Genomic DNA, 24,408 nt, shown 5'->3' on the forward strand with positions numbered 1-24,408 from the left:
CTGCCCGGCCGGGATCGGCTGGGGTTCGGTCACGCACCCGGCACGACGGCCGGCGTCTCGTCGACGTCGGCGACACCCGCGGTGTCGACCGACTTCGCCGGTGCGCCCTCGCGTACCAGCCGACGGGCCCGCACGATGAGCAGCACGCCGATGAGCAGGATCGCCGTGCCGTTGATCGCATGGAGCGACACGACGAGGGTGGCCGCGAGCGGCGGGTCGGCGATGCTGGATTCATCGAGCCCGAAGATCACCCCGGTGAGGATGAACAGCACGGTCTGGAACAGGATGAGCACGAGCGGCAGCACGCTCAGCCAGATCGTGCGCTTGCCGGCACGGGCCAGCGCGGCGGTCACGATGAGCAGGAGCGCGAGGATCGGCAGCACGAAGCGGCCGTTCATGGCGTGCCAGGAGAAGAGCTCGTCGTCGGGGTTCGAGAACACGCCGACGGCGGCGAAGTAGAGCTGGAGCACGACGGCGGCGGTGAACAACCACGCGATGGTCAGGAACAGTTTTCGCATTGGGCGGATCCTCTCGGGGAGCGCCGGCGCACGCCTTGAGCGCCGGGGACTGCACCATGCTGGCGCCCGGGGAGCGGCGTCACATCAGTGCTAGTACTCAACCCGTCGCCCGTGCAATCCCTCCTTGAGGGCACAACGTGTGGGCATGACACCGAGAGCGTCACACGTTTGGTGTTCAGGTCATGATGACTGTAAGCTGCACGCAAGCATGGTTCGAGTCATCCTGACTCGAAGATCGGAGGTGACGGATGCCGCAGCACGACGGCGCATCCGTGCGCCTCGCGGTCTCGACCGTGATCTTCGCCCTGCGTCCCGACCACACGGGCCAGCCGGTGCTCTGGACCCCGCTCGTGCGCCGCACCCGCGAGCCGCAGCGCGGGCTCTGGGCGCTGCCGGGCGGATGGCTGCCTCCCAACGAAGAGCTCGAGGCGGCCGCAGCCCGCACCCTGCGGGCCACGACCGGCCTCGCGCCGAACTACCTCGAGCAGCTCTACACCTTCGGCGATGTCGATCGGTCGCCCGACGACCGCGTCGTCTCGGTCGTGTACTGGGCGCTCGTGCAGAGCGACGAGGCCGAGCAGTCGGCCGCAGGCCCGAACGTGCGTTGGGTTCCCGCCGACACGATGCCCGGACTCGCGTTCGACCACAACCGCATCGTCGAGTACGCCCTGTGGCGCCTGCGCACCAAGGTCGAGTACGCCGAGCTCGCCCACGCGCTCCTCGGTGCGACCTTCACGCTCGCCGAGCTCCGCGAGGTCTACGAGGTGGTGCTCGAGCGCCGACTCGACCCAGCCAACTTCCGGCGCACCATGATCGCCTCGGGCCGGCTGCGCGAGACCGGCGAACACGTCTCGGGCGCACCGCATCGACCGCCCAAGCTCTACCGCTACGAGACCGGCCCAGCGACGGCCCAGACCCGCGAACCGTTCATGAGAGAGAGGCCAGCATCATGAACCCCACGATCGAGCAGACCCGAGCCGCGGCATCCGTCGACCGCACGATCCAGCTCATCTCCACCGGTGCGACGCCGGGCGAGGCGTGCACGCCAGACCTCGCGAAAGGGCCGTGGGAGTTCGACGCCGGGCCCGCCGGCTACGGGCCGGGATCGTCGATGGGCGACGTCATCCCCACCGGCTCGCCACTCCAGGGCGCCCTCCCCGAGGCGTACCGCACGGCCTCCAACGACGAACTGCACGCGCGCATCCGCGCCGCGAAGGCCGCGCTCGGTGACCGGGTCGTCGTGCTCGGCCACTTCTACCAACGAGACGAGGTCATCGAGCACGCCGACTTCGTCGGCGACTCGTTCCAGCTCGCGAACGCCGCGCTCTCGCGGCCCGACGCCGAGGCGATCGTGTTCTGCGGCGTGCATTTCATGGCCGAGACAGCCGACCTGCTCTCGGCCCCTGAGCAGTCCGTGATCCTGCCGAACCTCGCCGCGGGCTGCTCGATGGCCGACATGGCCGACGAGTCGAGCGTCGAGGAGTGCTGGGAGCAGCTCGCCGACGTGTACGGCGACCTCTCCGCGGTCGACGCCGACGGCCGAGTGCCGGTGATCCCGGTCACCTACATGAACTCCTCGGCGGCGCTCAAGGGCTTCGTGGGGCGGCACGGCGGCATCGTCTGCACCTCGTCGAATGCGAAGACGGTGCTCGAGTGGGCGTTCGAGCGCGGACAGCGCGTGCTGTTCTTCCCCGACCAGCACCTCGGCCGGAACACCGCGAAGGCGATGGGGGTGCCGCTCTCGCAGATGCCGATGTGGAACCCGCGCCGCCCGCTCGGCGGCAACGACGCAGCTGCGCTCGACGACGCCCGCGTCATCCTCTGGCACGGCTTCTGCTCGGTGCACCGGCGCTTCACGGTCGACCAGATCGCCGCCGCTCGCGAGGCGCATCCCAGCGTGCAGGTGATCGTGCACCCCGAGTGCCCGATGCCCGTCGTCGATGCTTCGGATGCCGCGGGGTCGACCGATTTCATCGTCAAGGCCATCCAGGCCGCGCCCGCCGGGTCGACCTTCGCCATCGGCACCGAGATCAACCTCGTCCAGCGGCTCGCGGCCGAGTACCCGCAGCACACGATCTTCTGCCTCGACCCAGTGGTCTGCCCGTGCTCGACGATGTACCGAATCCACCCGGGCTACCTCGCGTGGGTGCTCGAGGAGCTCGTCGAGGGCCGCGTCGTGAACCGCGTCACCGTGCCGGCCGACGTCGCCGACCCCGCCCGGCTCGCGCTCGAGCGCATGCTCGCGGCGAAGCCCGCACCCGTCGGAGCCTGAGATGACCCGCGTGCTCGTCGTCGGCGGCGGCATCGGCGGCCTCTGGACCGCGGTGAAGGCCGCCGATGCCGGCTGTGCGGTCGTGCTCGTCACCAAGACCGAGCTCGCCGAGACGAACACCCGGTACGCCCAGGGCGGCATCGCCGCGGCGCTGTTCCCCGACGATTCCGCCGATCGGCACTTCGCCGACACGCTCGACGCCGGGGCCGGGCTCGCCGACCCGGCAGCGGTGCGGGTGCTGTGCGACGAGGGCCCCGCGCGAGTGCGCGACCTGATCCGCTTCGGCGTGGAGTTCGACCGCGGCGAGTCGGGGCTCGAACGCGGTCTCGAGGCGGCGCACTCGCGGCCGCGCATCCTGCACGCGGGCGGTGACGCCACCGGGGCGGCGATCGAGTCCGCCCTCGTGGCGACCGTGCGGCGTCGCGCCGTGCACATCGCCGAGCGCACGATGCTCGTCGACCTCATCGTCGAGGACGGTGCGGTCGTCGGCGCCCGGCTGCTCGACGAGCACGGCGCGGTCACCGAGCACCTCGCCGACGCGGTCGTGCTCGCGACCGGCGGCAGCGGATGCCTCTACCGGCATACGACGAATCCCGCGGTCGCAACGGGCGACGGCGTGGCCGCAGCTTGGCGCGCGGGAGCGGAGGTCGCCGACCTCGAGTTCACCCAGTTCCACCCCACGGCGCTCGCGGCTCCGGGCACTCCCCTCATCTCCGAGGCGGTGCGCGGCGAGGGCGCGGTACTGCGCGACCGCGACGGCCTGCGTTGCATGCTCGATGTGCACCCCGACGCCGAACTCGCGCCGCGCGACGTCGTCGCCCGCGCGGTCTGGCGGCAGATGCGCGCGCAGGGCGGTGCCCCCGTGCTGCTCGACGCCACGGCGCTCGGCGCCGAGTTCCTCGCCAGGCGGTTCCCCGGCCTCGACGCCGTCGTGCGCGACGCGGGCTTCGACTGGTCGCGCGAGGCCGTGCCCATCACGCCCGCCGCGCACTACGCCATGGGCGGCGTCGCCACCGACCTCGACGGGCGAACGAGCCTGCCGGGACTCTACGCCGTGGGCGAGACTGCGCGCACCGGCGTGCACGGCGCCAACCGGCTCGCCTCGAACTCCCTGCTCGAGGCCGCCGTCTTCGCCGACCGCGCGGCGCGAGCCCTCGCCGCCGGCCGCTCCCACGCACCGGCCCAGACCCCCACGGCACTCCCCCACGTGCCTGCGAATGCAGGAACTTCGCCGCGACACGCCGGCGGGACCTGCCCGGTCAACGGCGTGTCGCCCGATTGTTCCTGCGTTCACGAGGAGGAGCGCGACCAGGACCCGTCCGAGTCCGTCGACCGCGAGCAGCTGCGGGAGCTCATGTGGCAGGCGGTCGGGCTCGAGCGCGACGCGGCGGGGCTCGCCGCGGCATCCGCTCGCCTCGACGCCTGGCGGGCACCCGACGTGCGCGACCGGCGCACCGCTGAAGACCGCAACCTGCTCGATCTCGCCCGCCTCACCGTCGCGGCCGCGTTCGCGCGCCGCGAGAGCGCAGGCGCACATTTCCGAACGGATGACCCGGCGCAGGCCGCCGCGTCGGCAGCGCCTGCCGCACCCGAACTGGAGGCCGCCTGATGACCGACGCCCGCGAGATCGACCGCATCGTCGGCGCCGCGCTCGACGAGGACGCCCCCTGGGGTGACCTCACCTCCGAGACGCTCATCCCGGCCGGTGCGACCGCGACCGCCGAGCTCGTGGCGCGTGAGCCGGGCGTGCTGAGCGGCATCGATGTGTTCGCGGCGGCGTTCCGCCTCGTCGACCCGCGCATCACGATCGAGGCGCTCGCGCGCGACGGCGAGCCCTTCGATGCCGGCGCGACGCTCGCCCGGGTCGAGGGCCCCGCGCGTGGCATCCTGCGCGCCGAGCGCATCGGCCTGAACCTGCTGCAGCGCATGTCGGGCATCGCCACGCTCACGGCTGCGTACGTGGCCGCGGCGGGAGACACGGGCGCCCGTATCGTCGACACCCGCAAGACCACGCCGGGCCTGCGCAGCCTCGAACGGCAGGCCGTGCGCGACGGCGGCGGCCGCAACCACCGCCGGTCGCTCTCCGACGCGGTCATGGCGAAGGACAACCACCTCGCCGTGCTCACGGCGGGCGGGCAGGACCTCGCGACCGCCCTGCGCGCCGCACGCGAGCGGATGCCCCATACGGCCCACCTCGAGGTGGAGGTCGACCGGCTCGACCAGGTCGAGTCGGTGCTCGCCGGTGGAGCCGACACGGTCATGCTCGACAACTTCGGGCTCGACGACCTGCGGCGCGGCGTCGAGCTGATCGCCGGCCGCGCGGTCGTCGAGGCGTCGGGCGGCGTCACCCTCGCCACGGTCGCCGGGATCGCCGCGACCGGGGTCGATGTCATCTCGGTCGGCGCCCTCACGCACTCGGTGCGGTCGCTCGATCTCGGGCTCGACGTCGTCGTCGACACGCAACCTGCGGGGCGCCCATGATCTTCCTCGACCACGCCGCCACCACGCCCGTGCGCCGCGAGGCGCTCGAGGCGATGTGGCCGTTCCTGTCTGGATCCTTCGGCAACCCGTCGAGCCACCACGGGCTCGGCGACGAGGCGGCCCGGGCGCTCACGGCGGCCCGCGCCGAGGTCGCCGCCGTCGTGGGCTGCCGGCCCGGCGACGTCGTGTTCACGAGCGGCGGCACCGAAGCCGACAACCTCGCCGTGAAGGGGCTCGCGCTCGCGAACCCGCGCGGGCGCCACCTGGTCGTCTCGCCCATCGAACACGAGGCGGTGCTCGAGTCGGCCGCGCACCTGGCACGGGTGCACGGCTTCGAGGTCTCCGAGGTCGAGGTCGATGCGGGCGGAGTCGTGCACCCCGAGGCGCTCGCACGGGTCATCCGGCCCGACACGACGCTCGTCTCGGTGCAGCTCGCGAACAACGAGATCGGCACGGTGCAGCCCGTCGCCCGGCTGGCCGCGATCGCCCACGCGGCGGGCGCGCTCATGCATACCGACGCGGTGCAGGCCGCGGGCTGGCTGCCGCTGTCGATCGACGCGCTCGGCGTCGACGCGCTGTCGCTCGCCGGCCACAAGGTCGGCGCGCCGAAGGGCACCGGAGCACTCATCGTGCGCGGTCGCCTACCGCTCGAACCGGTGCTGCACGGCGGCGGGCAGGAGCGCGGCCGCCGCTCGGGCACCGAGAACGTCGCCGGCGCTGTGGCGTTCGCCACGGCGCTGCGGCTGGCCGAGCACGAGCGGGCGGATGCCGCGACCCGCGTCGCGACGCTGGGCGAGCGCCTGACGCACCTGGTGACGAGCGGGGTACCCGGGGCGACGCTCACGGGCGACCCCGTCGACCGGCTGCCCGGCACGGTGTCGTTCGTCTTCCCCGGCACGAGCGGCGAGGCGGTGCTGCTCGAGCTCGAGCGCGACGGCGTCGTCTGCTCGAGCGGCTCGGCGTGCGCGGCGGGCAGCGACGAGCCCTCGCACGTGCTCACGGCCATCGGGATTCCGGGCGAACTCGCGCAGACGGCGGTGCGCTTCACGCTGGGCGCCCAGACCACGGTCGACGAGATCGACGAGGCCGGGGCATCCGTCGCCCGTGCCGTGTCGGCGGTGCGCGGTATCGTCACGACCTGACGCTGCGACGCAGCGCCGCGACCGCGGGATCCATGCATCGCGATGGAGCTCGCGATCCGGGAATACCGGGTCTCACGGCTCGGGTTGTCATATCTGTTCGACTGAATCAGACACTCTTCCGGCACCGTGCGCCGATACCGATTGGACCCTATTCCGTGACCGAACGCGCCCTTCCAGACCTCGAGCCACCCGGTACCGCCGATCGTGGCATCCCCGGTGACGGCATCATCGACTCTCCGGCCGACGCCGCCGCGCAAGACGCGGCGGTCGTCGCACACCAGCCCGACCACGGCGCGCGCAACTCGCGCGTCATCTGGCTGCTGCTCGGCGCGACCTTCGTCGTCTTCCTCAACGAGACGATCATGGGCGTGGCGATCCCGCACCTCGTCACCGACCTCGACATCACCCTCTCGCAGGCCCAGTGGCTGACCACTGCCTTCATGCTCACGATGGCGGTCGTGATCCCGATCACGGGGTTCCTGCTGCAGCGCATCGCCACCCGTCCCGTGTTCATCACGGCGATGAGCCTGTTCTCGGCAGGCACGCTCCTCGCGGCGCTCGCGCCCGGCTTCGAGGTGCTGCTGCTCGCCCGCGTCGTGCAGGCAACCGGCACGGCCATCATGATGCCGCTGCTCATGACGACCCTCATGACCCTGGTCGCGCCGTCCGATCGGGGTCGCTTCATGGGCCGCGTCTCGATCGTGATGTCCGTCGCGCCCGCCATCGGCCCGACGATCTCGGGGCTCATCCTGAGCTTCCTGTCGTGGCGGTTCATGTTCTGGCTCGTGCTGCCGATCGCGCTCGTGATGCTCGTCATCGGCATCCGCCGCGTCGAGAACGTGAGCGAGACCCGCGTGCTGCCCATCGACGTGCTCTCGGTCATCCTGTCGGCATTCGGCTTCGGCGGGCTGGTCTACGGCCTCAGCCTCGTCGGCGGCGTCGTCAGCGGGCGTTCGGCGGCCGACGCACCGGCCATGTGGATCGCACTCGCCATCGGCGTGCTCGGCATCCTCGCGTTCGTCGGTCGGCAGCTGATGCTGCAGCGCCGTGATCGCGCACTGCTCGACCTGCGCACGTTCCGCTCGCGCAACTTCTCGGTGTCGGTCGCGCTCATGGTCGTCATGATGGCCGCCCTGTTCGGCACCATCATCCTGCTGCCGATCTACCTGCAGAACGTGCTCGGGCTCGACCCCCTCCTCACCGGCCTGCTGCTGCTGCCGGGCGGGCTCATCATGGGCCTGTTCGGTCCCACCGTCGGTCGGCTCTACGACCGCTTCGGGCCCACGCCCCTGCTGGTGCCGGGCAGCATCGTGGTCGCAGCGGTCCTCTGGTCACTCACGATGGTCACCGAGCACACCCCGCCGTGGATGATCCTCATCGCGCACGTCGTGATGTCGACCGCGCTCGCGTTCATGTTCACGCCGCTGTTCACATCGGCCCTCGGATCGGTCGAACCGCGACTGTACTCGCACGGCTCGGCGATCGTCGGCACCATCCAGCAGGTCGCCGGCGCGGCGGGAACGGCGCTGTTCATCACGGTCATGACCGCGCGCGCAGCGACCGAGGCGGCGGCGGGCACCGCGGCACTGGCCGCCGAGGCGGCGGGCATCCGCGCCGCGTTCCTCGTCGGTGCGATCATCTCGATCTCGGCCGTCGTCGGTGCGTTCCTCGTGCGCAAACCCGCCGACATGTCGCATGAGGCGCCGGCCGATCACTGATACGCGGCGCTGATGATGGAGGGCGGGGGAGCACAGCTCCCCCGCCCTCCGTCGTTTCCGTGACCGGTGTCGGCGCGCCGCTCAGCCGCAGTTCGGCCGACAGGTGCGCTGCGAGAGCGCATCGACGAGCACGATGCCGAGGTCTTCGGGCTTCGAGGCCGAGTATGCGGCACCCTTCGTGACCTGGGCGATCTGCTGCATCGCCGCGAGATCGGTGTCGGGCCCGAAGCCGATCATGATCACCGGAACGGGCTTGGTGGGATCATCCATCTTCTTGAGCTCGGCCAGCAGCGCGTCGAGGGAGATTCCGTTCTCGTCCTCGTTCTTGCCATCGGTGATGAGCAGCACCGAGTTGACCTTCTCAGGGTCGTAGCTCTCGCGCACGCGCTTCACGGCAGCGAGGGTCGAGTCGTAGAGCCCGGTGGCCCCGCCGAGCCGTTGGGGCAGCGACTGGATGATGCCCGCGATCTGCTGGGTGTGCGCCGCGTCGGCGAGCGGCGCGATCGGCGCCAGGTCTTCGTAGTCGAGTTCGCCGTTGCGAGCGGTCGAGAACACCCACACGCCGAGCTCGACCTCACCCGAGAACTTCTGCATGGCACCGACCGCGGCCTGCTGGAAGATGTCGATGCGGCGCAGCCCGTTCTCGGCCGGTTCCTCCATCGATCCCGACACGTCGATGACCGCGAGCATGCGCGAACGCAACGTGAGCACGCCCCAGGCGCGCAGGATCTCGAGCTGCGCAGCTCCGTCGAGAGCGGCCTCGGCCGTGGGCGCCTCGGCCCCGATGCCTGCGAGGTCGAGCGTGCCCGAGCCGTCTGGGGCGCGGAACCCCGCGGCCGGGAGCACGTCGGTGTCGTCGCGGACGGCCGCCTCGAAGTCGTCGAGCAACTCGGCCCTGGTCTTGACGCCCTCGGCCTCGGCCTCGGGCTCGGCCGTCGCGGTCTCCTCTGACGACGCGGCCTCGGGCAGCACGACGAACGGATAGTCGAGCGCGACCGTGCCGTCGGTCGGGTATGCCGCGACGAGCGGCTCGGCCTGTTCCTCATCGTTGTAGGCGGCGACCTGCGCCTCGCTCGTGATGACGATCGTCGGCGCGTCGTTCGCGTTCAGCGCGCCGAGCGCGGCAGTGGTCGACGCGGGGATCGACTTGCCGAGCGCGATCATCGCGCCGGCGAACTGCCGCGGGTCGTCGGGAGACGAGTGCCCGCGGAGGGCGTACAGGCCGGCGAGGCTCGCAGCGGATGCCTCGGGGTCGGGCAGGATCGTCGGCAGGGCGCCGCCGAGCACCCTGGTCCAGCTCACGGGTTCGCTCGCGAGCTCGGTAGCCTTCGTGGCCGCGGCGGCGAACACAACGGGCGACGAAGCGACCCCCTCGCGCACTTCCACTTCGGGCGCGGTCTGCCCGAGCGACGTCGCGGTCGCGTTCATGCGGTCGAGCCACACGCTCGACTCCGGCACCCAGGCGTCGGCGGCGGCGTTGCCCGAGGCGAACACCGCGGCCGTGTCGGCCGAGTCCTGCGAGGTGATCTCGGTCGCGACGCAGCCGTCTGAGGCGGCGTCGAAGTCTTTCGCGATCTCGGTGAGTGCCGGCGCGATGGTGGGATCGGCGACGACGACGAGTTCCTCGGGTTCGGAGCATCCGCCATCTGCCGCCGCGAGCAGCGGGTTCAGGTGACCGCCGACCCAGAGGTAGACCCCCGAGCCGACCAGGGCGACGACCGCGACCGCCCCGATGATGGACATGACGATTCGGCGGCGCGGCATCGACGCCGGCGCCGCGACGGTATGACGTCCCACGGGCTCTCCAAGCCGGCGGGGCGCGAGCCCGCCGAATCCTTGTTCGGGTTCCCCCGATCGGGGGGAAGGATTCGTTCAGTGTAGGCGACGCGGCTCGATACGCGAACTTCGCTCGCTACTTGGCGGTGTTCCACAACACCTCTCGATCGCCGCCTGATCACGTTGGCGTGCAACGACAAAATCGGCGTGCGACGACGGCTACGACGTCGGCGTGCGAAGACGAGAACGACGCGGTGAGGCCGGACGGTCCCCGCCGCCCGGCCTCGTCCCCCACCTGCTCGACCTCTCCCTCGACCGTCGCACAGGTGACCCGTCGACTCCCTTGCCGCCAGCTCGAACCAGGCTTGCCGCCGGTTCGTGGGTTCGACCGTACGCACCCCGCCGAAACCGCGACAAGGGGTTGACGAACCGGGTGCCGGGCACTATCTCCCGCGCGCGATCCTGAGGGTGGCCGCCGGCCCGGCCGCGTGCGAGCATGGAATCACCGCAGGCCCGGCATTCGACGGCCATTCACCTCATGGAGCGTTTCACCGACAGGGCTGACGCAGGCAGGCGCCTCGCCGCCCGCCTGATCGACATCGACGCGCCCGATCCGGTCGTGCTCGGACTCCCGCGCGGGGGTGTGCCGGTCGCGGCGCCGGTCGCCGTCGCGCTCGGCGCCCCGCTCGACGTGCTGGTCGTGCGCAAGCTCGGTGTGCCCGGGCAGCCCGAGCTCGCAATGGGCGCGATCGGCGAGCAGGGCGCCCGCGTGCTGAACGACGACATCGTCTCCCACGTTCGGCTCAGGTCGGGCGAGCTCGCCGCGATCGAGCGGCGCGAGCGCGACGAGCTCGAAGCCCGGGTCATCCGGTTCCGCGGCGAGGCGGGCCCGGTCGATCTCGCGGGCCGCACCGCGGTGATCGTCGACGACGGCATCGCGACGGGCGCGACGATGCGCGTCGCATGCCTCGTGGCACACGCCAGGCGCGCGCGACGCATCGTCGTGGCGACGCCGGTGGGTGCGCCCGACAGTATCGGGGAGATCGCGTCGATGCCCGAGGTCGACGAGGTGATCTGCCTGTCGGCGCCGCCCGGGTTCATGGCCGTCGGCATGCACTACCTCGACTTCGCGCAGACACCCGACTCCCAGGTCGCGGCACTGCTGGCGGCGGCGCGCTCAGCGGGCTGAGCGGAGCGCTCCGACGACGATCGTGCCCTCGTCTTCGTCATGCAGGATGCGCGGCACGAGCCCGCCCTGCCGCATGAGGTCGGCGGCCGTGTCCGCCTGCCGCTCGCTGGTCTCGATGAGCAGCCTCCCGCCGGGTGCGAGCCATCGAGCAGCGGATGCCGCGACACGGCGATGCACGTCGAGCCCGTCACGACCGCCGTCGAGCGCGACGCGCGCCTCGTGGTCGCGCGCCTCGGGCGGCATGAGCGCGATCTCGTCGGTGGGCACGTAGGGCGCGTTCACGGCGAGCACGTCGACGCGCCCTCGCAGCTCGTCGGGGAGCGCCTCGTAGAGGTCGCCCTCGAAGACCTTCGCGCCGCGTGGCTCGAGGTTGCGTCGCGCCGCGCGAACGGCCGCCGCATCGATGTCGGCGGCGACGAGATCGATCGGCCCCGCGACATCCGTGATCTTCGCGCCGATCGCGCCGATGCCGCAGCACAGGTCGACGACGACGGGCGGGGCGCCGTTCCGGGAGGCCGCCAGGTCGCGCGCGAACTGCGCTGCGACCGTTGCGAGGAACTCGGTGCGATGCCGGGGCACGAATACCCCGGGTTCGACGTGCAGGCGCAGCCCGCCGAAGCCGGCCCAGCCGAGCACCTGTTCGAGGGGCTCGCCCGCGACGCGACGCACGATGAGCGCCTCGAGCGCGTCGGCGTCGTCGGTCGCCTCGAGCAGCAGGTGCGCCTCGTCTTCGGCGAAGACGCAGCCGGCCGCCCGAAGTCGGGGCACGAGTTCGGCTTCAGCACGCATCACAGCATCGTAGGGCGCGTCGGGCCGAGCGGATGCTCGTTCCGAGTCGCGATGTGCGCCTCAGGTGTCGGCGATCGGGCCGGCGAGCAGTGCGCGCACCTCGGCGCCGAACTCGTCAACCGGACCCTCGACCGTGATGTCAGGTGCCACGGCAGAGATCGGCAGCACGGCGACGGGCGACGCCGGTGCACCCCATTCGGCACGCCAATCGCTGATCTGCGTCGAACTGACGGCGAAGACGATGCGCCCGAGACCGACCCATGCATGCGCTGCCGCGCACATCGGGCAGTGCTCGCCCGAGGTGTACACGGTCGCCGCCGCACGCTCGGCGGGCGTGAGGTGCCCGGCCGCCCACCGGGCGATCTCGAACTCGGGGTGCCGGGTGGGGTCGCCGGTGGCGAGCTCGCGGTTGCGATCAGCGAATCGCTCGACGCCGTCGGCATCGACGAGCACCGAGCCGAATGCGCCGTCGCCCGCCGCCGCAGCCTCGGCGGCGAGGTCGACTGCGCGGCGCAGATGCCTGAGGTCCTGTTCGGAAACGGTCATGGATGAAGTCTGCCGCACCCGCGATCCGCGCAGGCTGCACGCGGCGACGGCATAATGCACCACTCCCGGTCGTTTGGCAAGGCATTGCGCACAACCGATTCTCCGCGCTTGGCTGGATCGAATCCCAACTCGAGGAGGCGGTTCACCGTGGAAACGAGCACGATCATCTGGATCATCGTCGCCGTAGCCGTCGTCATCGCGATCATCGTGGTCGCCATGCTGGTCACCAGCCGCAGGCGCCGCGAGGCGAAGCTGGAGTCCGAGCGCCGCAAGGCGGCCGACCTGCGCCAGACCGCGTACGAATCCGATGTCGAGCGGCGCGAACGCGAGGCCGATGCGGTGAGCGCTGCAGCAGCGGCGAAGCAAGCCGAGGCCGAGGCGATGCAGGCCAAGCTCGAGGCCGAGCGCCTGACGCAGGAGAGCGCGTCGCATCGCGCCGACGCCCAGCAGTTGCGCACCGAGACCGACGAGCGGTTGACCAAGGCCGACGAGGTCGACCCCGACATCGGCACCGACGAGACCGCGGCCGCCCGCGACGAGACCGCCCGTGATGAGGCCGCCCGCGATCAGACCGCCCGCGAACAGGCAGCTCATGATTCGGGAGCCCCGACGCACGGCGGGCACGACGATGTCGGCTCCCGGCACGTCGCCGACGAGCCCGTGCGCGACCCGGCGCAGCGCCCCGACGCGGACTCGGGTCAACGCATCTGAGACTCGCGCGCGGGGCCGGCGACCCCATGGCCGGCACCGCGCGCGACCGACCTCGCGGACGGTGGACTCACCCGAGCGCGATCACCGCTTCGAGCGTCGCGTCGTCGAGCGCGCGATCGGCGAAGACCAGCCGCTCGAGGTGGGTCGTGTCGTCGGGCCCCTGGGCAGTCGCGCTCGAAGCGCCCTGCCACGCCAGTTCGAGACCGAGTCGCTCGAGCACGCGCACCGAGGAGCGGTTGTTCGTGAGAACCCGGGCGGTGACCGGCGTCTCGGGTCGGACCGATTGCGCGGCGGCGAGCGCGAGGCCGGCCGCCTCGGTCGCGAGCCCGTTGCCCCACGCCTCGGGCGCGAACCGGTACCCGAGGTTCCACGCATCGAACTCGAGCATCGCGGCACCGGCCGACCCGACGAACATCCCCGCGCGGAGCGCGCCGACCGGCTCGCGCAGCACCACCGCGCAGTGCCCGAAGCCCGCGGTTCGGCGGCTCAGCATCGAGCGCTCGATGGCTCGCGCGGACTCGCCGCGATTCGTGTGACGCCGACCCGGCAGGTGCTGCCAGGTGCGCGCGTCGCCGTAGACGCGGAAGTAGTCGTCGACATCGTCGAGCGTGAGCGGTCGGAGCAGCAGTCGTTCGGAGAAGAGTTCGTCGGTCATCCCCGCCAGTCTCGCAGCAGCCACCGACGCCGCAGCGGCCCGTGCTCGGCACCGTCATTTCAGTAGACGGGAGAGCACGCGGTCGGCGAGCGGCTTGCCGCCAGTCTGGCAGGTCGGGCAGTACTGGAACGTCGAGTCGGCGAAGATGACTTCGCGCACGATGTCGCCGCACACGGGGCACGCCTGACCAGTGCGGCCGTGCACCTGCATATGGCTTCGCTTGTTGTCTTTCAGCTCGTCGGGTCGCTTGTCGGATGCCTCGGCGATCGCCTGCTCGAGGGTGCCGCGCATCGCGTGGTACAGGTTCTCGACGTCGTCGGGGCCGAGCTTCGCGGCGAGCGCGTAGGGCGACATCTTCGCGGTGTGCAGGATCTCGTCGGAGTACGCGTTGCCGACCCCCGCGAACACCGACTGATCGCGGAGGAGCCCCTTGATGCGCGTGCGGCGGTCGCGCAGGATCTCGGCGAAGTCGGCGAGCGAGAAATCGGCCGACGTGGGGTCGGGACCGAGCCTCGCGATGCCGGGGATCTCCGCCGGATCGCGCACGACGTACACCGCGAGCGACTTCTTGGTGCCCGCCTCGGTGAGGTCGAATCCCGAGCCGTCGTCGAGGCGCACTCGCAGGGCGATCGGCGACTTGCCCGGCTTGATGAGCGTCTTCGGCACCTCGTCGTACCAGCGCAACCAGCCCGCGCGGGCGAGGTGGAACACGAGGTGCAGGCCCGCTGCGTCGAGGTCGATGAACTTGCCATGCCGATGCACTGCGACGACCTGTCGGCCTGCAAGGTCGGTGAGGGGCGGGTCGAACGTCTTGAGCGCCGCGATCGCCGCAACACTCGCCGACGCGACGGCGCGCCCGACGGCGAACTCGCGCAGGTACCGCGCGAGCGCTTCGACCTCGGGAAGTTCAGGCACTCCCCCATCGTGGCACCGGCCGACGACATCTGCGAACGAACTTTCCGGTGTCGCTGGGTGGCCCTACGATCAGCCTGTGGACCCGAACTCCGCGAGGCAGGTGTGGCGTTGATCACCGTGGGAGCCTTCGCGATGGCGGGCTTCGCGACCCAGGCGGCGACGGCGGCCGGCGACACGATCGAGGCCATGGCAGATGGCGGTGTTCACCGAGGCCGACTGTGCGACGTTGGATGTCAGCCTCGGCTTCACGCTGTACCACAGCCCCCAGAGCGAGCCGATTCACTTCGAACACGTTGCGCGACACGACGTCCGCGCCGGTCAGGCCGTCGAGATCGTCTTCGGCCAAGACGAGTACCCGTATGGCCTGATCAGCGACGTCACGTGCCTCGACGCGGCAGCGCTCGACTCCATGGGCTGAGGGTCACTAGGGTCGATCCATGCGCATCGACGAGAGCACCGGCATCCGAGTCCTCCACATCGCAGCCGAAGGCGCCCCGATCTCGACACCCGACGACGCCGCAGACCTCGTGGGCGACGCCTGGGCGAATCAGGCCGAGCTCGTCGCGGTGCCCGTCGAACGACTCGACCCCGCGTTCTTCGACCTCCGCACCGGCATCGCCGGCGAGATCACCCAGAAGCTCGTCAACTACCGACTGCGCCTCGCGGTCGTCGGCGACATCGCCCAGCACGTCGACGCCAGCGCAGCACTGCGCGACTACGTGTGGGAATCGAACCGCGGCGCGCAGGTGTGGTTCGTCGCCGACGATGCCGCGCTCGAGGCGAAGCTCGCAGGGGTGCGCTGACCCGCGCGCCGGCTCATCCGAGCCGGATTCCACGAAGCGCCATGAACGGGGCGGGATCGATCTGGACTCCGCCCTGGTAGACCTCGAAGTGCAGGTGGCACCCGGTCGCGGCACCGGTCGCACCCGACCAGCCGACCTGCTGGCCGGCGCGAAGGAGCTGGCCGACCCGGACGAGGATCCCGCCATTGGCGAGGTGGGCGTAGCCGGTGTCGATGCCCGAGCCGTGAGCGATCTTCACCCAGTTGCCGTAGGTCCCGAGCCAGCCTGCACTGGTGACCCGCCCACCTGAGGCGGCGTAGATCGGCGCCCCGCAGCCGGTGCCGAGGTCGATGCCCCGATGGAACGACTGCGAGCATCCACCGGGCGTGCAGATCGGGGCGCGGGGACCGAACGCCCCGGTGATGCGGCCGACTGCCGGTTTCGCCCACACCATCGCACATGCCGTGCCCTGCTCGACCGCATCGCTGACCACATTGGTGCCGCCGAGGACCACGCGCGCCGCCGGGGCGCGCTCGTTGAGGGCGACCGACACCACGTGGGGAATGCACTCGCTGCGGGTGAGGTAGAGCGGTGCGCCGATCCCGCCTGCGAGTGCCGCACCCGCGAGGGCATCGGCGAAACCGCTGCCGGTGGTGATGAACGCGCTCGACAGCGACACGACACCTCCGAACACGGCCTCATTGATGGCAGCAGCAGTCAAGTACCGATCGACGCCCTGGTGGCGCATCACGGTGAAGCCGTTCAGGGCGAATTGCTGCCCGACCGCTGCGCCGACCGCGCCCGTGCTGCCCGCGATCCGCACGGTCTGCACTCCGAGGTTTCGCAGGGCGGCGACGGTACTCGGTCGAACCGACCCCGAGAGCCCGTCCACGAGGAACACCGGTGCGTCGAGCCGTCCGGCCGCGGCAGATGCGGCGAGTGCGTCGGGGAAGTCGCGGCTCGTCGCAACGAAGGCCTGGGTCGACGCGGTGAAGGCTCCGGCGATGAGGAGTTCCGCGGTCTCGAAGCGATCACTCCCGCCGACCCTGCTGATGCTGGGCGTCATCGTCGCGAGTTCGTCGTAGACCGCGGAGCCGACGACTGCTTCGCCGCCGGCCACGACGATGCGCGCGGGCGCAAGGCGCCCGATCTCCTCGCGCACCACGACAGGTAGCGCATCTGCTCGTGTCAGGAGCAGTGGTCCGCCCTGGTGCGCCGCTGCGGCCGCTGCGGTCAGCGCATCGGGAAAGTCCGCGCCGGTCGCGACGTAGAGCACCGGCACCACCGGTGCGAACCGCTGCGAGATCGCGACCGCGGTCTCGTATCGGTCGGCTCCGGCCAGGCGGTGTGCGCCCGGGGCGAACGGCGTGATGTCGGTGAGCGCCGCGTGCAGGGGCGGGATCGTCGGGTCGGGCTCGACCGGATCACCTGGGGGCGCCAGTGGGTCGGGCTCCGGATCCGGATCCGGTTGGTGTTCGGTCGGGGCCGTCGGCAGCGGGGGCGGCGGCGACGGCATCGGCGAGTCGGTGGTCGGCGCTTCCGGACCAGCGGGGATCGGTGCTTCCGTCGTCGGCTCCGCAGGAAGCGGCTGCTCCGATCCCGGCCCGCCGGGCGCGGTCGGTGACACCGTGACGGCGGGCGCCTCCCCCTGACCGGGTACCGGCTCGAAGGCCTCGGCCGGAAGAGTCGTTCCGAATCCGATGATCGCGGCCGCTGCGATCGCGACGACCCCCGCTCGCAGCCTGCGACGCATGAAGGACCCCTCCCCCTTGCGAACGACGGCCGCCGACAGCGTCCCCTCCTGACGTTCGCCCTTCGCAGTGTACGGGTCCGCCTCGACGACATCGAGGAGGCCGCGCGATGCACCGAGGATGCGTCGACGGCTACTGCGATTTCAGAGGCAGCAGCTCACCGTGGGTCTGGCAGGTCGGGCAGTACTGTGCAGTGGTGCTCGCGAACGAGAAATCGCGGATCGTGTCGCCGCACACCGGGCACGCCTCGCCCGTCCGGCCGTGCACCCTCATGGCCGCGATCTTCGCCGGCTTGAGCCCGTCGATCGGAACTCCACGACGCGCATCGGTCGCGTGCACGACGACGCCGACAGTCGAGTCGAAGAGTCGGTCGAGCTCGTCGGGAGTCAAGGCTGCGGCGTGCCCGACCGGCGAGAGCTTCGCCACGTGCAGGATCTCGTCGGAGTAGGCGTTGCCGATGCCGGCGAGCGATTCCTGCTCCTGAAGGACCGCCTTGACCTGCTTGCGCCGCCCGACCATCGCTCGGTCGAAGTCCGCCCGCGAGAAACCGGGGTCCACAGGGTCGGGGCCGAGCTTCGCGATCGCCGGCACGTCGGTCGGATCGTCGACGACCCAGCAGCCGAGCGACACCCAGTCGCCGGCATCCGTGAATTCGAGCACCTCGCCGTCGTCGAGGGTGAACGCGATGAGCGTCGGCGGGGCGACGCCGGCAGGGTCATCCGTCGGTGGAACGTCCCCGCCTTCGACGCGATACCGGGCCCACCCATGGCGGCCGAGCGACACGACCAGGTGCTGGGTGTCGCCGACACCGATGTCGACGTGCTTGCCGCGTCGCGAAGCACCCCGCACCCGTTCGCCGACGAGCGACGAGGGTGGACGCCCGCGCGTCTTCTCGACACGGAACTCCACGACGTCGACGTCGCTGATCTCGCGGCCGGTCAGCCGTGCGCCGAGATCGTCGACGAGCGCCTGCACCTCGGGCGACTCTGGCATGCGCCCAGCCTTGCATGCCGACCGGCGCCGGGGAAGGGCCGGCGCCGGAGCATCCGCGCTACTGCTGCGAATCGAAGTCGAGCATCGAATCTTCGACGGCGATGACCGACCACGTGCCGCCGTCGGCATCGGTGAACTCGTAGGCCGGAGCCACGAGGACGCTTCCGTCGGGCTGCCACTGGCTCGCGAGACCGAGGCGCGCGCTGACGATCTCGACCTCGTTCACGGGCCACGAGAGCGAGGCGCCCTCGGTCGGGGTCGCGGGCGGCTCGGTCGGAGCCACCCACTGCTCGCCTTCGATCGCCGCCTGCTCGCGAGCGGCGAACGGCATGATCCCCATCTGGGCGCCGAACCGCGGATCCGAAAGGCGTTCGAAGCCCTCCTGCTCGCTGATGATGTCGTAATCGCCGAGGGCGATGATCGGCGCCAGGGCTCCGGAGACGCTGTACACGCCCTGCGAGGTGAGTTCGAGAGACCAGCTCTGGTCGATGCGCTGTCCGTCGACGACCGGCCAAGCCTGTGCCGGACGGGCCATCGCGCCCTCCCAGGTGTCCGAGGTGAATTCGAACGTCTCCGGGTCGCGACCCGTCGCGACGATGATCGAGCGCAGGGCTTCGATCGCGGCATCCTCGCTGGGCAGGTCCGCCGGCGGCGCGCAGGGGTCGACGGTCACGGTGTCGTCGACGGCGACGCCCTTGCCGCACGCCGCCCACGGGTCGACTTGCGGGTTCGAATACCAGAAGCTGAGCGTGCCGTCGAGGCTCACCCCGAGGTAGGGAGCGGTGCCGTCTTGCGGTCCGACCGACCATGCGCCGTCCTTGAGCACGGCTGATCCGTCGGTGCCGAGCGCGGCGGCGAGCGCGTTGATCGTCTCGGCGCTCGATGCGCCGCGTGCGTCGTACGCGTACGCAGGGGCCGCGCCCTCCTCAGTGGAGAGGCCCGACGAGCTGAAGCTGTTGCGGCCTCCGAATGGATACGGGTACAGCATGTCGGTGGTGGCCGCCCCCGTGTCCCTGAATGCCTGGTCCGCCGCAGCGTCGGTGGGTCCGCCACCCGGCATCGCACCACTCGCTGCCTCGCCGCCGCTCGTGCCGGCATCACCCTGCAGCGAGATCGGCGGGGCGGCACCGTCGGCGAGGTTCGTCGCCCCGCCCGTCGTCGATCCGATGCCGTATCCGGCGGCACCGACGATCGCGATGGACGCTGCGACCGCGGCGATCGGGAGCCAGCGCGGGCGGCGGCGGGCGCGTGCGGCGGCGATGTCGGTCACGGGTGCCGAACCGGCCGACGTCTCAGCGCCCTGATCGGCCGTCGCCTCGGCGGTCACGCGAGCGACGACCTCGTCGGCGAATCCTTCACGGGGTTCGACATCGCCCGCAGGGTCGGCAGCGCGCAGGCGCGCCACCGGGTCGAGTTCGTCGTGGTCGTTCATGTCTGATCAGCCTCCGTGAGTGCGGTTCACCTACGGATATGTGCGGAAGGGGCCGTATCTTGCAGGAGCGCCTGCCATGTCGGAGCGCCTGGCTAGTCCGAAACGAAGTCGAGCATCGAATCGGCTACCGCGATGACCGACCACGTGCCGCCCTCGGCATCGGTGAATTCGTATGCCGGAATCACGAGCACGCTGCCGTCGGGCTGCCACTGGCTCGCGAGCCCGAGGCGGGCGCTCACGATCTCGACCTCGTTCACGGGCCACGAGAGCGAGGTGCCCTCGGTCGGGGTTGCGGGAGGCTTGGTCGGCGTCACGAGCATTCCGCCTTCGCTCACCACGAGCGCAGGACCGTCGAACGGCGTGAACCCAAGCTGGGGGTTGAATCGAGGGTCGGAGAGGCGTTCGAAGCCCTCCTGCTCGCTCACAACGGGGTAGTCGCCGAGGGGGACGATCGGGGCCAATGCGCCCCGAGCGCCCAGCACTCCGTCGTTCGTGAGCTCCAGCGACCACGCCATGCCGAAGCGCTGCCCATCGACGACGAGCCATGCCTGGGCACTCCGCGCCATCGCCTGATCCCCGTCGGACGTCACCGATTCGAATTCGAAGGCGTTCGGGTCGTGACCGACCGACATGATGAGTGACCGCAGCGCTTCGATCGCGGCCTCCTCGGTTGGAATATCGCCCGTTGCCTCGCACGGCACGGTGACGCCTGCGTCGTCGAGGCAGTAGTACGGGTCGATCGGCGGGTTCGTGTAGAAGAAGTGGGACGCGCCGTCGGGGCCGATGCTCACGTGCGGGTCGGTGCCGCCCTGCTGCCCGACCGTCCAGCTGTCGTCCTTCAGCTCAGGAGTTCCCTCGACACCGAGCGCTGCGGCGAGCAGGCTGGCCGTCTCGATGTTCGACGCGGCGCGCGCGTCGAAGGCATACGTGCCTGCGGTGCCGTCGTCGGTGGCGAGACCGGAGGCGCTGAACTGGTCCCGGCCGTAGCCGTTGGGGTACGCGAAGTCGTCGGCCGCGAAGCTGGATGACATCGTCTCCTGGTCGGTCGCGATGCCAGGGGCGATCACGGGTCCGCCTTGCATCGTGCTCGACTCAGGGCCACCGGGCTGCAGCGAGATCGGCGGCGCAGCGCCATCCGCGAGACTCGTCGCCCCGCCTGTCGACGTTCCGAGGCCGTATCCGGCGGCACCGACGATCGCGATCGACGCCGCGACCGCGGCGATCAAGCGCCAGCGCCGGTGGCCGCCGGCACGCTCCGAGGTCAGGTCGAGTTCGCCGTGGTCGTTCATGTCGATCAGCCCTCCATGAGTGCGGTTCACCTACGGATATGTGCAGGAGAACCGGAATCATGCAGGAGCGCCTAGAACGACAGCCGCTCGCCCCACGCCTCGCGCAGGCGCTTGCGAGCCCGCGAGAGCGCGGCATCGGCTCCCGATCGGGAGATGCCGAGCACCTCGGCGAGTTCCTCCCCGTCGAGGCCCTCCCATGCGTGCAACAGCAGGATCTGCCGGTCGCGTCCGCCGACGCTCGCGAGCGCACCTCGGAGTTCCGCGTCGAACAGCACGCTCAGTTCGGGGTCCTCGCTGACGCGCGCGGCGCCGGTCTCTGGCACCTCGTCGACCGGGAGGTCGATATGCTTGCGGCGGTGGTTCGCGAGCGTGAACCCCGCCGTACGGTAGAGCCACGGCAGCACGGCCTCCCGTGGCACGTCGTCACGACGACGCCAGGCGGTCGCGAAGACCTCGGCCGCGAGGTCCTCGGCGTCCTGGCGCGGCCCGCGACGGGCGAAGTAGCGCACGAGCGCCGTCGAGTGCTCGCGGACGACTGCGGTGAACCAGTCCACCTCGGCACTCATCACGGGCGAGTCGGCGCCCTCGGGCATCGCCACCCCCTCGGTCACATCGGCGGCTGCTGTGGCACTGGCGATCCTCACGCCATGTATGTGTCGCGCCTGGCGCGAGTCTTGCACGGGATGCGCCGATTGCTCTGGAACCGCTGGTCCGGCGCGGCCGGGGGCCAACGAGGGATCCTGCCAGTTGCCGCCATCGATGCGGCCTAGCGGGATCGCGCGGTCTGCCATACGCTGCGAATGCGCCCTCGGGTGAACCTCGCCTCCGGGTGCTCTGCTGCCCGTCTCTCGCTACGCCGCAGGCGTTTTCGGGCATACCTCGTGCGGCCGGGTCAGGGGGAATCCACATGTCACGACGAATGGGCCGGGTGCTGACGGCAGCGCTGGCGGCGACACTCACGGCAGGACTCGCGTTGTCCGCGGGAGCGGCGGTCGCCGCACCTGGCGCGAAGCTGAAGCAGTTCCGCGTGCCGACGGCCAACAGCGAGCCGCGCGACATCACCAACGGCTCCGATGGCAATCGCTGGTTCACCGAGGGCACCGAGTTCACGGCAGCGCCGGCGAAGATCGGTCGCATCACCCCCGCCGGCGTGATCACGGAGTTCGAGGCCATCCTGGCCGACGGATGCAACTTCTGCATCCTCACCGACATCGAGCAGGGGCAGGGCGACCTCGTCTACATCACCTCCAACGACGCGACGCTCATGCGGTTCAACGTGCAGACGCAGGCGTTCGAGGCGCCGGTCGCGATGCCGAACAGCAGCGCGCTCGCCGGCAGCCTCGCCGTGCACGGCGACTTCGTCTTCATCACCGACTTCAACAACGACGTGGTCTGGCGCTATGACAGCGTCGGCGGAACGTTCGTCTCGTTCGCGGCCAGCAACCCGTCCGATGTGGCGGTCGATGCGGCGGGCAACGCCTGGTTCACCGAACCCCAGGCCAACGTCGACCTCACCACCAACATCGCGCGCATCGACGCCGTCACCGGCGTGGTCACGCGAACCGTCGTCGACCCCGCGGCGCGTGCCATCACGGTCTCGCCCGTAGATGGAAAGGTCTGGTTCGCCGTGCGATTCATCACGCTGCTCTCGCCGCAGGGCGTGGGATTCCTCGATCCAGCCGATGCGAACAGCGTGACGTACTTCCCGGTCGACGCTACTGGTCCCTCAGGTATCGCGGCGGCGCCCGACGGCACGATCTGGTTCACCCAGGAGACCGAGGGCAACGCCGCCAGCGTCACGAATGCGGGCGTCATCACCCAAGGCAAGACGGTCAAGAACAGCGATCCGGCCGGCATCACCGTGGCGCCCGGCGGCGACCCGTGGTACGCCATGCGGGCGGCGAACAAGATCGGCACGTTGCAGGCCCAGTAGCCGCGAAAGCCGATTCACCGATCGGATGCACCACCGCGCCGTCAGCGCTCAGGTCGAGCTCTGCGCCTCGACGAGAGGAACGGCGTGGTGGTGCTGATCCCGGGGGTCGGGCGTGAGGTCTCAAGCCACCCGGCGGGCGACGGCGACGAGGTCGTCGAGCAGTTCCCGGCCCTCCGGCCACGCTCCGATCCCGCTGTCGGCATTGATGTGCCCAAGAGGCCCGACCGAGACGAACCCGGCGCCCCAAGTCTCGGCGAGGGCGGCGGCGTACGCCCGGGTCCCGTATGGGTCGTCCTCGCTCGCCACGACCAGGGTGGGCGGCGCGAGCGGATGACGGCCGATGCGGGCGAACTCGAATGCCTCGACGGGATACCGTGGCCCGTCGGGGTCGGGCGGCGCGACGAGCAACACCGCTGAGGCGCGGCTCGGGTCGAGCGCGACCCATTCGGCGGCCGCGAGGCATCCCATGCTGTGCGCGATGATCACCGCACCCGGCCCGACCTCATCGCTCGCGCGGTCGAGCGCTGCGAGCCAGTCGTCGAGGCGCGGCTCCTCCCACGACGACGGATCGATGCGGACGGCGCTGAGGTCGCGCTCCCAGAGCGTCTGCCAGTGCGCAGGCCCCGAGCCGCCGATGCCGGGGACGATGAGGTGAGTCATGACCTCATGCTGCCAACCCGCGCCGCTCGCGGCATCTTCTGTGACGGCCTGCGTCCGCAGATATCCGGACATTTCGCCGACGGAGCACTCGGACCCGGCCCCCGTGCCGGTTGGATGGCTCCCTCCGCATACCGTGGCAGACATATGCGATCACATACGGTTGCGGGATGCTTCGCCGCCTCGTCTCCCGTGTCTACTGGGCTCTCAGCCGGTGGACCCTCACCGGCGAGACGGCCCCCACGCGCCCCTCCGTGCTGATCGGGGCGCCGCACACCTCGAACTGGGACTTCGTCCTCATGCTCGGCATCGCCTGGCGGCTCGGCATCGACGTGCGCTGGCTCGGCAAGAAGAGCCTGTTCGCCGGATGGCGCGGCCCGACGATGCGCGGGCTCGGTGGCATCCCCGTCGACCGCGCCGACCCGAGCCGCGTTGTCGGCGAGGTCGTCGCGCGGATTCGTGCGGGCGAGGTCTTCGGCCTCGTCGTCACACCCGACGGCACCCGCGGCGCGCATGAGTACTGGAAGTCGGGCTTCTACCGCATCGCCCGAGAGACCGGCCTGCCCGTCACCCTCGGCTTCGTCGACCGCTCCACGATGACGACCGGACTCGGCCCCACGATCGAACTGACCGGTGACGTCGCCGCCGACATGGACCGCATCCGTGCCTTCTACGCCGACAAGGCGGGTGTCCGCCCCGATCAGCGCGTCGAGCCGCGCCTGCGCGAAGAGCACACCGCCGGCTGAGGCCGAGTCGGGCACCCGCGCCTTCCAGCCTGTCGACGTCATGTGTGGCGCTATCGATTTCCCCTGTCGGTTGTGTATCGTTTCTCGATAGGTGTCTACCGATAATCGATAGG

The 24,408-nt window shown here is 70.8% G+C and carries 24 protein-coding genes; 12 read left to right on the top strand and 12 right to left on the bottom strand.

Annotated features, from left to right (window positions below):
* Positions 1-29: 29 nt before the first annotated feature.
* Positions 30-518, bottom strand: coding sequence for a DUF6220 domain-containing protein (locus LQ757_RS10470; protein ID WP_231047143.1), 489 nt, complete (start codon positions 516-518; stop codon positions 30-32).
* 248 nt (positions 519-766) lie between these two features.
* Between LQ757_RS10470 and LQ757_RS10475 the strand changes: the two genes are divergently transcribed.
* The 6 genes from LQ757_RS10475 to LQ757_RS10500 all read left to right on the top strand — a co-directional run bounded on the left by LQ757_RS10475 (position 767) and on the right by LQ757_RS10500 (position 8,131).
* Positions 767-1,471 carry an NUDIX hydrolase gene (locus LQ757_RS10475; protein ID WP_231047144.1) on the top strand — a complete coding sequence of 235 codons (705 nt, stop codon included), beginning with the start codon at positions 767-769 and terminating at the stop codon, positions 1,469-1,471.
* Entirely contained in the window at positions 1,468-2,790 is a 1,323-nt protein-coding gene (nadA, locus tag LQ757_RS10480; RefSeq protein WP_231047145.1) for a quinolinate synthase NadA, read from the top strand. Before LQ757_RS10475 ends, nadA begins: the two co-directional genes overlap by 4 nt.
* 1 nt (position 2,791) lies before the next feature.
* Positions 2,792-4,399: an L-aspartate oxidase gene (nadB, locus tag LQ757_RS10485; RefSeq protein WP_231047146.1), complete on the top strand. Its 1,608-nt coding sequence runs from the start codon at positions 2,792-2,794 to the stop codon at positions 4,397-4,399.
* Positions 4,399-5,271: a carboxylating nicotinate-nucleotide diphosphorylase gene (nadC, locus tag LQ757_RS10490; protein WP_231047147.1), complete on the top strand. Its 873-nt coding sequence runs from the start codon at positions 4,399-4,401 to the stop codon at positions 5,269-5,271. The genes nadB and nadC overlap by 1 nt, the downstream gene beginning before the upstream one ends.
* A complete protein-coding gene (locus LQ757_RS10495; RefSeq protein ID WP_231047148.1) occupies positions 5,268-6,413 on the top strand; it encodes a cysteine desulfurase family protein in 1,146 nt (381 codons plus the stop codon). Before nadC ends, LQ757_RS10495 begins: the two co-directional genes overlap by 4 nt.
* 224 nt (positions 6,414-6,637) lie before the next feature.
* Positions 6,638-8,131 carry a DHA2 family efflux MFS transporter permease subunit gene (locus LQ757_RS10500; protein WP_372459654.1) on the top strand — a complete coding sequence of 498 codons (1,494 nt, stop codon included), beginning with the start codon at positions 6,638-6,640 and terminating at the stop codon, positions 8,129-8,131.
* 81 nt (positions 8,132-8,212) lie between these two features.
* Here LQ757_RS10500 and LQ757_RS10505 read toward each other — a convergent pair whose 3' ends face one another.
* Complete coding sequence (locus tag LQ757_RS10505) at positions 8,213-9,928, bottom strand: VWA domain-containing protein (protein WP_231047150.1); 1,716 nt, start codon at positions 9,926-9,928, stop codon at positions 8,213-8,215.
* Between the two features lie 475 nt (positions 9,929-10,403).
* Here LQ757_RS10505 and LQ757_RS10510 point away from each other — a divergent pair, with 475 nt between their 5' ends.
* Positions 10,404-11,096 carry a phosphoribosyltransferase gene (locus LQ757_RS10510; protein ID WP_231047151.1) on the top strand — a complete coding sequence of 231 codons (693 nt, stop codon included), beginning with the start codon at positions 10,404-10,406 and terminating at the stop codon, positions 11,094-11,096.
* On the opposite strand, the gene LQ757_RS10515 is transcribed toward LQ757_RS10510, so the two are convergent.
* Positions 11,085-11,885 carry a putative protein N(5)-glutamine methyltransferase gene (locus LQ757_RS10515; protein ID WP_231047152.1) on the bottom strand — a complete coding sequence of 267 codons (801 nt, stop codon included), beginning with the start codon at positions 11,883-11,885 and terminating at the stop codon, positions 11,085-11,087. The genes LQ757_RS10510 and LQ757_RS10515 overlap by 12 nt on opposite strands.
* A gap of 60 nt (positions 11,886-11,945) precedes the next feature.
* Positions 11,946-12,431, bottom strand: coding sequence for a nucleoside deaminase (locus LQ757_RS10520; protein ID WP_231047153.1), 486 nt, complete (start codon positions 12,429-12,431; stop codon positions 11,946-11,948).
* Positions 12,432-12,578: 147 nt separating this feature from the next.
* Between LQ757_RS10520 and LQ757_RS10525 the strand changes: the two genes are divergently transcribed.
* The gene (locus tag LQ757_RS10525; RefSeq protein ID WP_231047154.1) at positions 12,579-13,142 is read left to right on the top strand and encodes a hypothetical protein; all 564 of its coding nucleotides are present in this window, start codon (positions 12,579-12,581) and stop codon (positions 13,140-13,142) included.
* Between the two features lie 67 nt (positions 13,143-13,209).
* Here the strand turns inward: LQ757_RS10525 and LQ757_RS10530 are convergent, their stop codons facing one another.
* Together LQ757_RS10530 and LQ757_RS10535 are read right to left on the bottom strand one after the other, a co-directional pair.
* Positions 13,210-13,797, bottom strand: a complete 588-nt coding sequence (locus tag LQ757_RS10530; protein WP_231047155.1) for a GNAT family N-acetyltransferase — start codon at positions 13,795-13,797, stop codon at positions 13,210-13,212.
* Positions 13,798-13,851: 54 nt separating this feature from the next.
* A complete protein-coding gene (locus tag LQ757_RS10535) occupies positions 13,852-14,712 on the bottom strand; it encodes an Fpg/Nei family DNA glycosylase (protein ID WP_231047156.1) in 861 nt (286 codons plus the stop codon).
* A gap of 193 nt (positions 14,713-14,905) precedes the next feature.
* Here LQ757_RS10535 and LQ757_RS10540 point away from each other — a divergent pair, with 193 nt between their 5' ends.
* The gene (locus tag LQ757_RS10540; RefSeq protein ID WP_231047157.1) at positions 14,906-15,130 is read left to right on the top strand and encodes a hypothetical protein; all 225 of its coding nucleotides are present in this window, start codon (positions 14,906-14,908) and stop codon (positions 15,128-15,130) included.
* A gap of 19 nt (positions 15,131-15,149) precedes the next feature.
* Entirely contained in the window at positions 15,150-15,515 is a 366-nt protein-coding gene (locus LQ757_RS10545; protein ID WP_231047158.1) for a DUF4180 domain-containing protein, read from the top strand.
* 13 nt (positions 15,516-15,528) lie between these two features.
* Here LQ757_RS10545 and LQ757_RS10550 read toward each other — a convergent pair whose 3' ends face one another.
* The 5 genes from LQ757_RS10550 to LQ757_RS10570 all read right to left on the bottom strand — a co-directional run bounded on the left by LQ757_RS10550 (position 15,529) and on the right by LQ757_RS10570 (position 21,603).
* A complete protein-coding gene (locus LQ757_RS10550) occupies positions 15,529-17,247 on the bottom strand; it encodes a cell wall-binding repeat-containing protein (RefSeq protein WP_231047159.1) in 1,719 nt (572 codons plus the stop codon).
* Between the two features lie 130 nt (positions 17,248-17,377).
* On the bottom strand, positions 17,378-18,238 hold the full coding sequence (locus LQ757_RS10555; protein ID WP_231047160.1) for a DNA-formamidopyrimidine glycosylase family protein: 861 nt from the start codon (positions 18,236-18,238) through the stop codon (positions 17,378-17,380).
* A 58-nt stretch (positions 18,239-18,296) separates the two neighbouring features.
* The gene (locus LQ757_RS10560; protein ID WP_231047161.1) at positions 18,297-19,670 is read right to left on the bottom strand and encodes a hypothetical protein; all 1,374 of its coding nucleotides are present in this window, start codon (positions 19,668-19,670) and stop codon (positions 18,297-18,299) included.
* Between the two features lie 92 nt (positions 19,671-19,762).
* A complete protein-coding gene (locus LQ757_RS10565) occupies positions 19,763-20,959 on the bottom strand; it encodes a hypothetical protein (protein WP_231047162.1) in 1,197 nt (398 codons plus the stop codon).
* Positions 20,960-21,030: 71 nt separating this feature from the next.
* Positions 21,031-21,603, bottom strand: a complete 573-nt coding sequence (locus LQ757_RS10570) for an RNA polymerase sigma factor (protein WP_308195606.1) — start codon at positions 21,601-21,603, stop codon at positions 21,031-21,033.
* Between the two features lie 263 nt (positions 21,604-21,866).
* Between LQ757_RS10570 and LQ757_RS10575 the strand changes: the two genes are divergently transcribed.
* The gene (locus LQ757_RS10575; protein ID WP_231047163.1) at positions 21,867-22,892 is read left to right on the top strand and encodes a Vgb family protein; all 1,026 of its coding nucleotides are present in this window, start codon (positions 21,867-21,869) and stop codon (positions 22,890-22,892) included.
* Between the two features lie 120 nt (positions 22,893-23,012).
* On the opposite strand, the gene LQ757_RS10580 is transcribed toward LQ757_RS10575, so the two are convergent.
* Complete coding sequence (locus LQ757_RS10580) at positions 23,013-23,552, bottom strand: RBBP9/YdeN family alpha/beta hydrolase (RefSeq protein WP_231047164.1); 540 nt, start codon at positions 23,550-23,552, stop codon at positions 23,013-23,015.
* 167 nt (positions 23,553-23,719) lie between these two features.
* On the opposite strand from LQ757_RS10580, the gene LQ757_RS10585 reads away from it, so the two are divergent.
* Entirely contained in the window at positions 23,720-24,295 is a 576-nt protein-coding gene (locus LQ757_RS10585) for a 1-acyl-sn-glycerol-3-phosphate acyltransferase (RefSeq protein ID WP_231047165.1), read from the top strand.
* Positions 24,296-24,408 lie beyond the last annotated feature (113 nt).

Origin of the sequence: Agromyces cavernae (genome assembly GCF_021044935.1) — a bacterium.
Classification (GTDB): domain Bacteria; phylum Actinomycetota; class Actinomycetes; order Actinomycetales; family Microbacteriaceae; genus Agromyces; species Agromyces cavernae.

Excerpts from the sequence above, each read along its gene's own strand:
- LQ757_RS10470 (WP_231047143.1), bottom strand. The coding sequence starts at position 518 with ATGCGAAAACTGTTCCTGACCATCGCGTGGTTGTTCACCGCCGCCGTC.
- LQ757_RS10475 (WP_231047144.1), top strand. The coding sequence starts at position 767 with ATGCCGCAGCACGACGGCGCATCCGTGCGCCTCGCGGTCTCGACCGTG.
- nadA (WP_231047145.1), top strand. The coding sequence starts at position 1,468 with ATGAACCCCACGATCGAGCAGACCCGAGCCGCGGCATCCGTCGACCGC.
- nadB (WP_231047146.1), top strand. The coding sequence starts at position 2,792 with ATGACCCGCGTGCTCGTCGTCGGCGGCGGCATCGGCGGCCTCTGGACC.
- nadC (WP_231047147.1), top strand. The coding sequence starts at position 4,399 with ATGACCGACGCCCGCGAGATCGACCGCATCGTCGGCGCCGCGCTCGAC.
- LQ757_RS10495 (WP_231047148.1), top strand. The coding sequence starts at position 5,268 with ATGATCTTCCTCGACCACGCCGCCACCACGCCCGTGCGCCGCGAGGCG.
- LQ757_RS10510 (WP_231047151.1), top strand. The coding sequence starts at position 10,404 with ATGGAATCACCGCAGGCCCGGCATTCGACGGCCATTCACCTCATGGAG.
- LQ757_RS10515 (WP_231047152.1), bottom strand. The coding sequence starts at position 11,885 with ATGCGTGCTGAAGCCGAACTCGTGCCCCGACTTCGGGCGGCCGGCTGC.
- LQ757_RS10520 (WP_231047153.1), bottom strand. The coding sequence starts at position 12,431 with ATGACCGTTTCCGAACAGGACCTCAGGCATCTGCGCCGCGCAGTCGAC.
- LQ757_RS10530 (WP_231047155.1), bottom strand. The coding sequence starts at position 13,797 with ATGACCGACGAACTCTTCTCCGAACGACTGCTGCTCCGACCGCTCACG.
- LQ757_RS10540 (WP_231047157.1), top strand. The coding sequence starts at position 14,906 with ATGGCGGTGTTCACCGAGGCCGACTGTGCGACGTTGGATGTCAGCCTC.
- LQ757_RS10545 (WP_231047158.1), top strand. The coding sequence starts at position 15,150 with ATGCGCATCGACGAGAGCACCGGCATCCGAGTCCTCCACATCGCAGCC.
- LQ757_RS10550 (WP_231047159.1), bottom strand. The coding sequence starts at position 17,247 with ATGCGTCGCAGGCTGCGAGCGGGGGTCGTCGCGATCGCAGCGGCCGCG.
- LQ757_RS10555 (WP_231047160.1), bottom strand. The coding sequence starts at position 18,238 with ATGCCAGAGTCGCCCGAGGTGCAGGCGCTCGTCGACGATCTCGGCGCA.
- LQ757_RS10560 (WP_231047161.1), bottom strand. The coding sequence starts at position 19,670 with ATGAACGACCACGACGAACTCGACCCGGTGGCGCGCCTGCGCGCTGCC.
- LQ757_RS10565 (WP_231047162.1), bottom strand. The coding sequence starts at position 20,959 with ATGAACGACCACGGCGAACTCGACCTGACCTCGGAGCGTGCCGGCGGC.
- LQ757_RS10575 (WP_231047163.1), top strand. The coding sequence starts at position 21,867 with ATGTCACGACGAATGGGCCGGGTGCTGACGGCAGCGCTGGCGGCGACA.
- LQ757_RS10580 (WP_231047164.1), bottom strand. The coding sequence starts at position 23,552 with ATGACTCACCTCATCGTCCCCGGCATCGGCGGCTCGGGGCCTGCGCAC.
- LQ757_RS10585 (WP_231047165.1), top strand. The coding sequence starts at position 23,720 with ATGCTTCGCCGCCTCGTCTCCCGTGTCTACTGGGCTCTCAGCCGGTGG.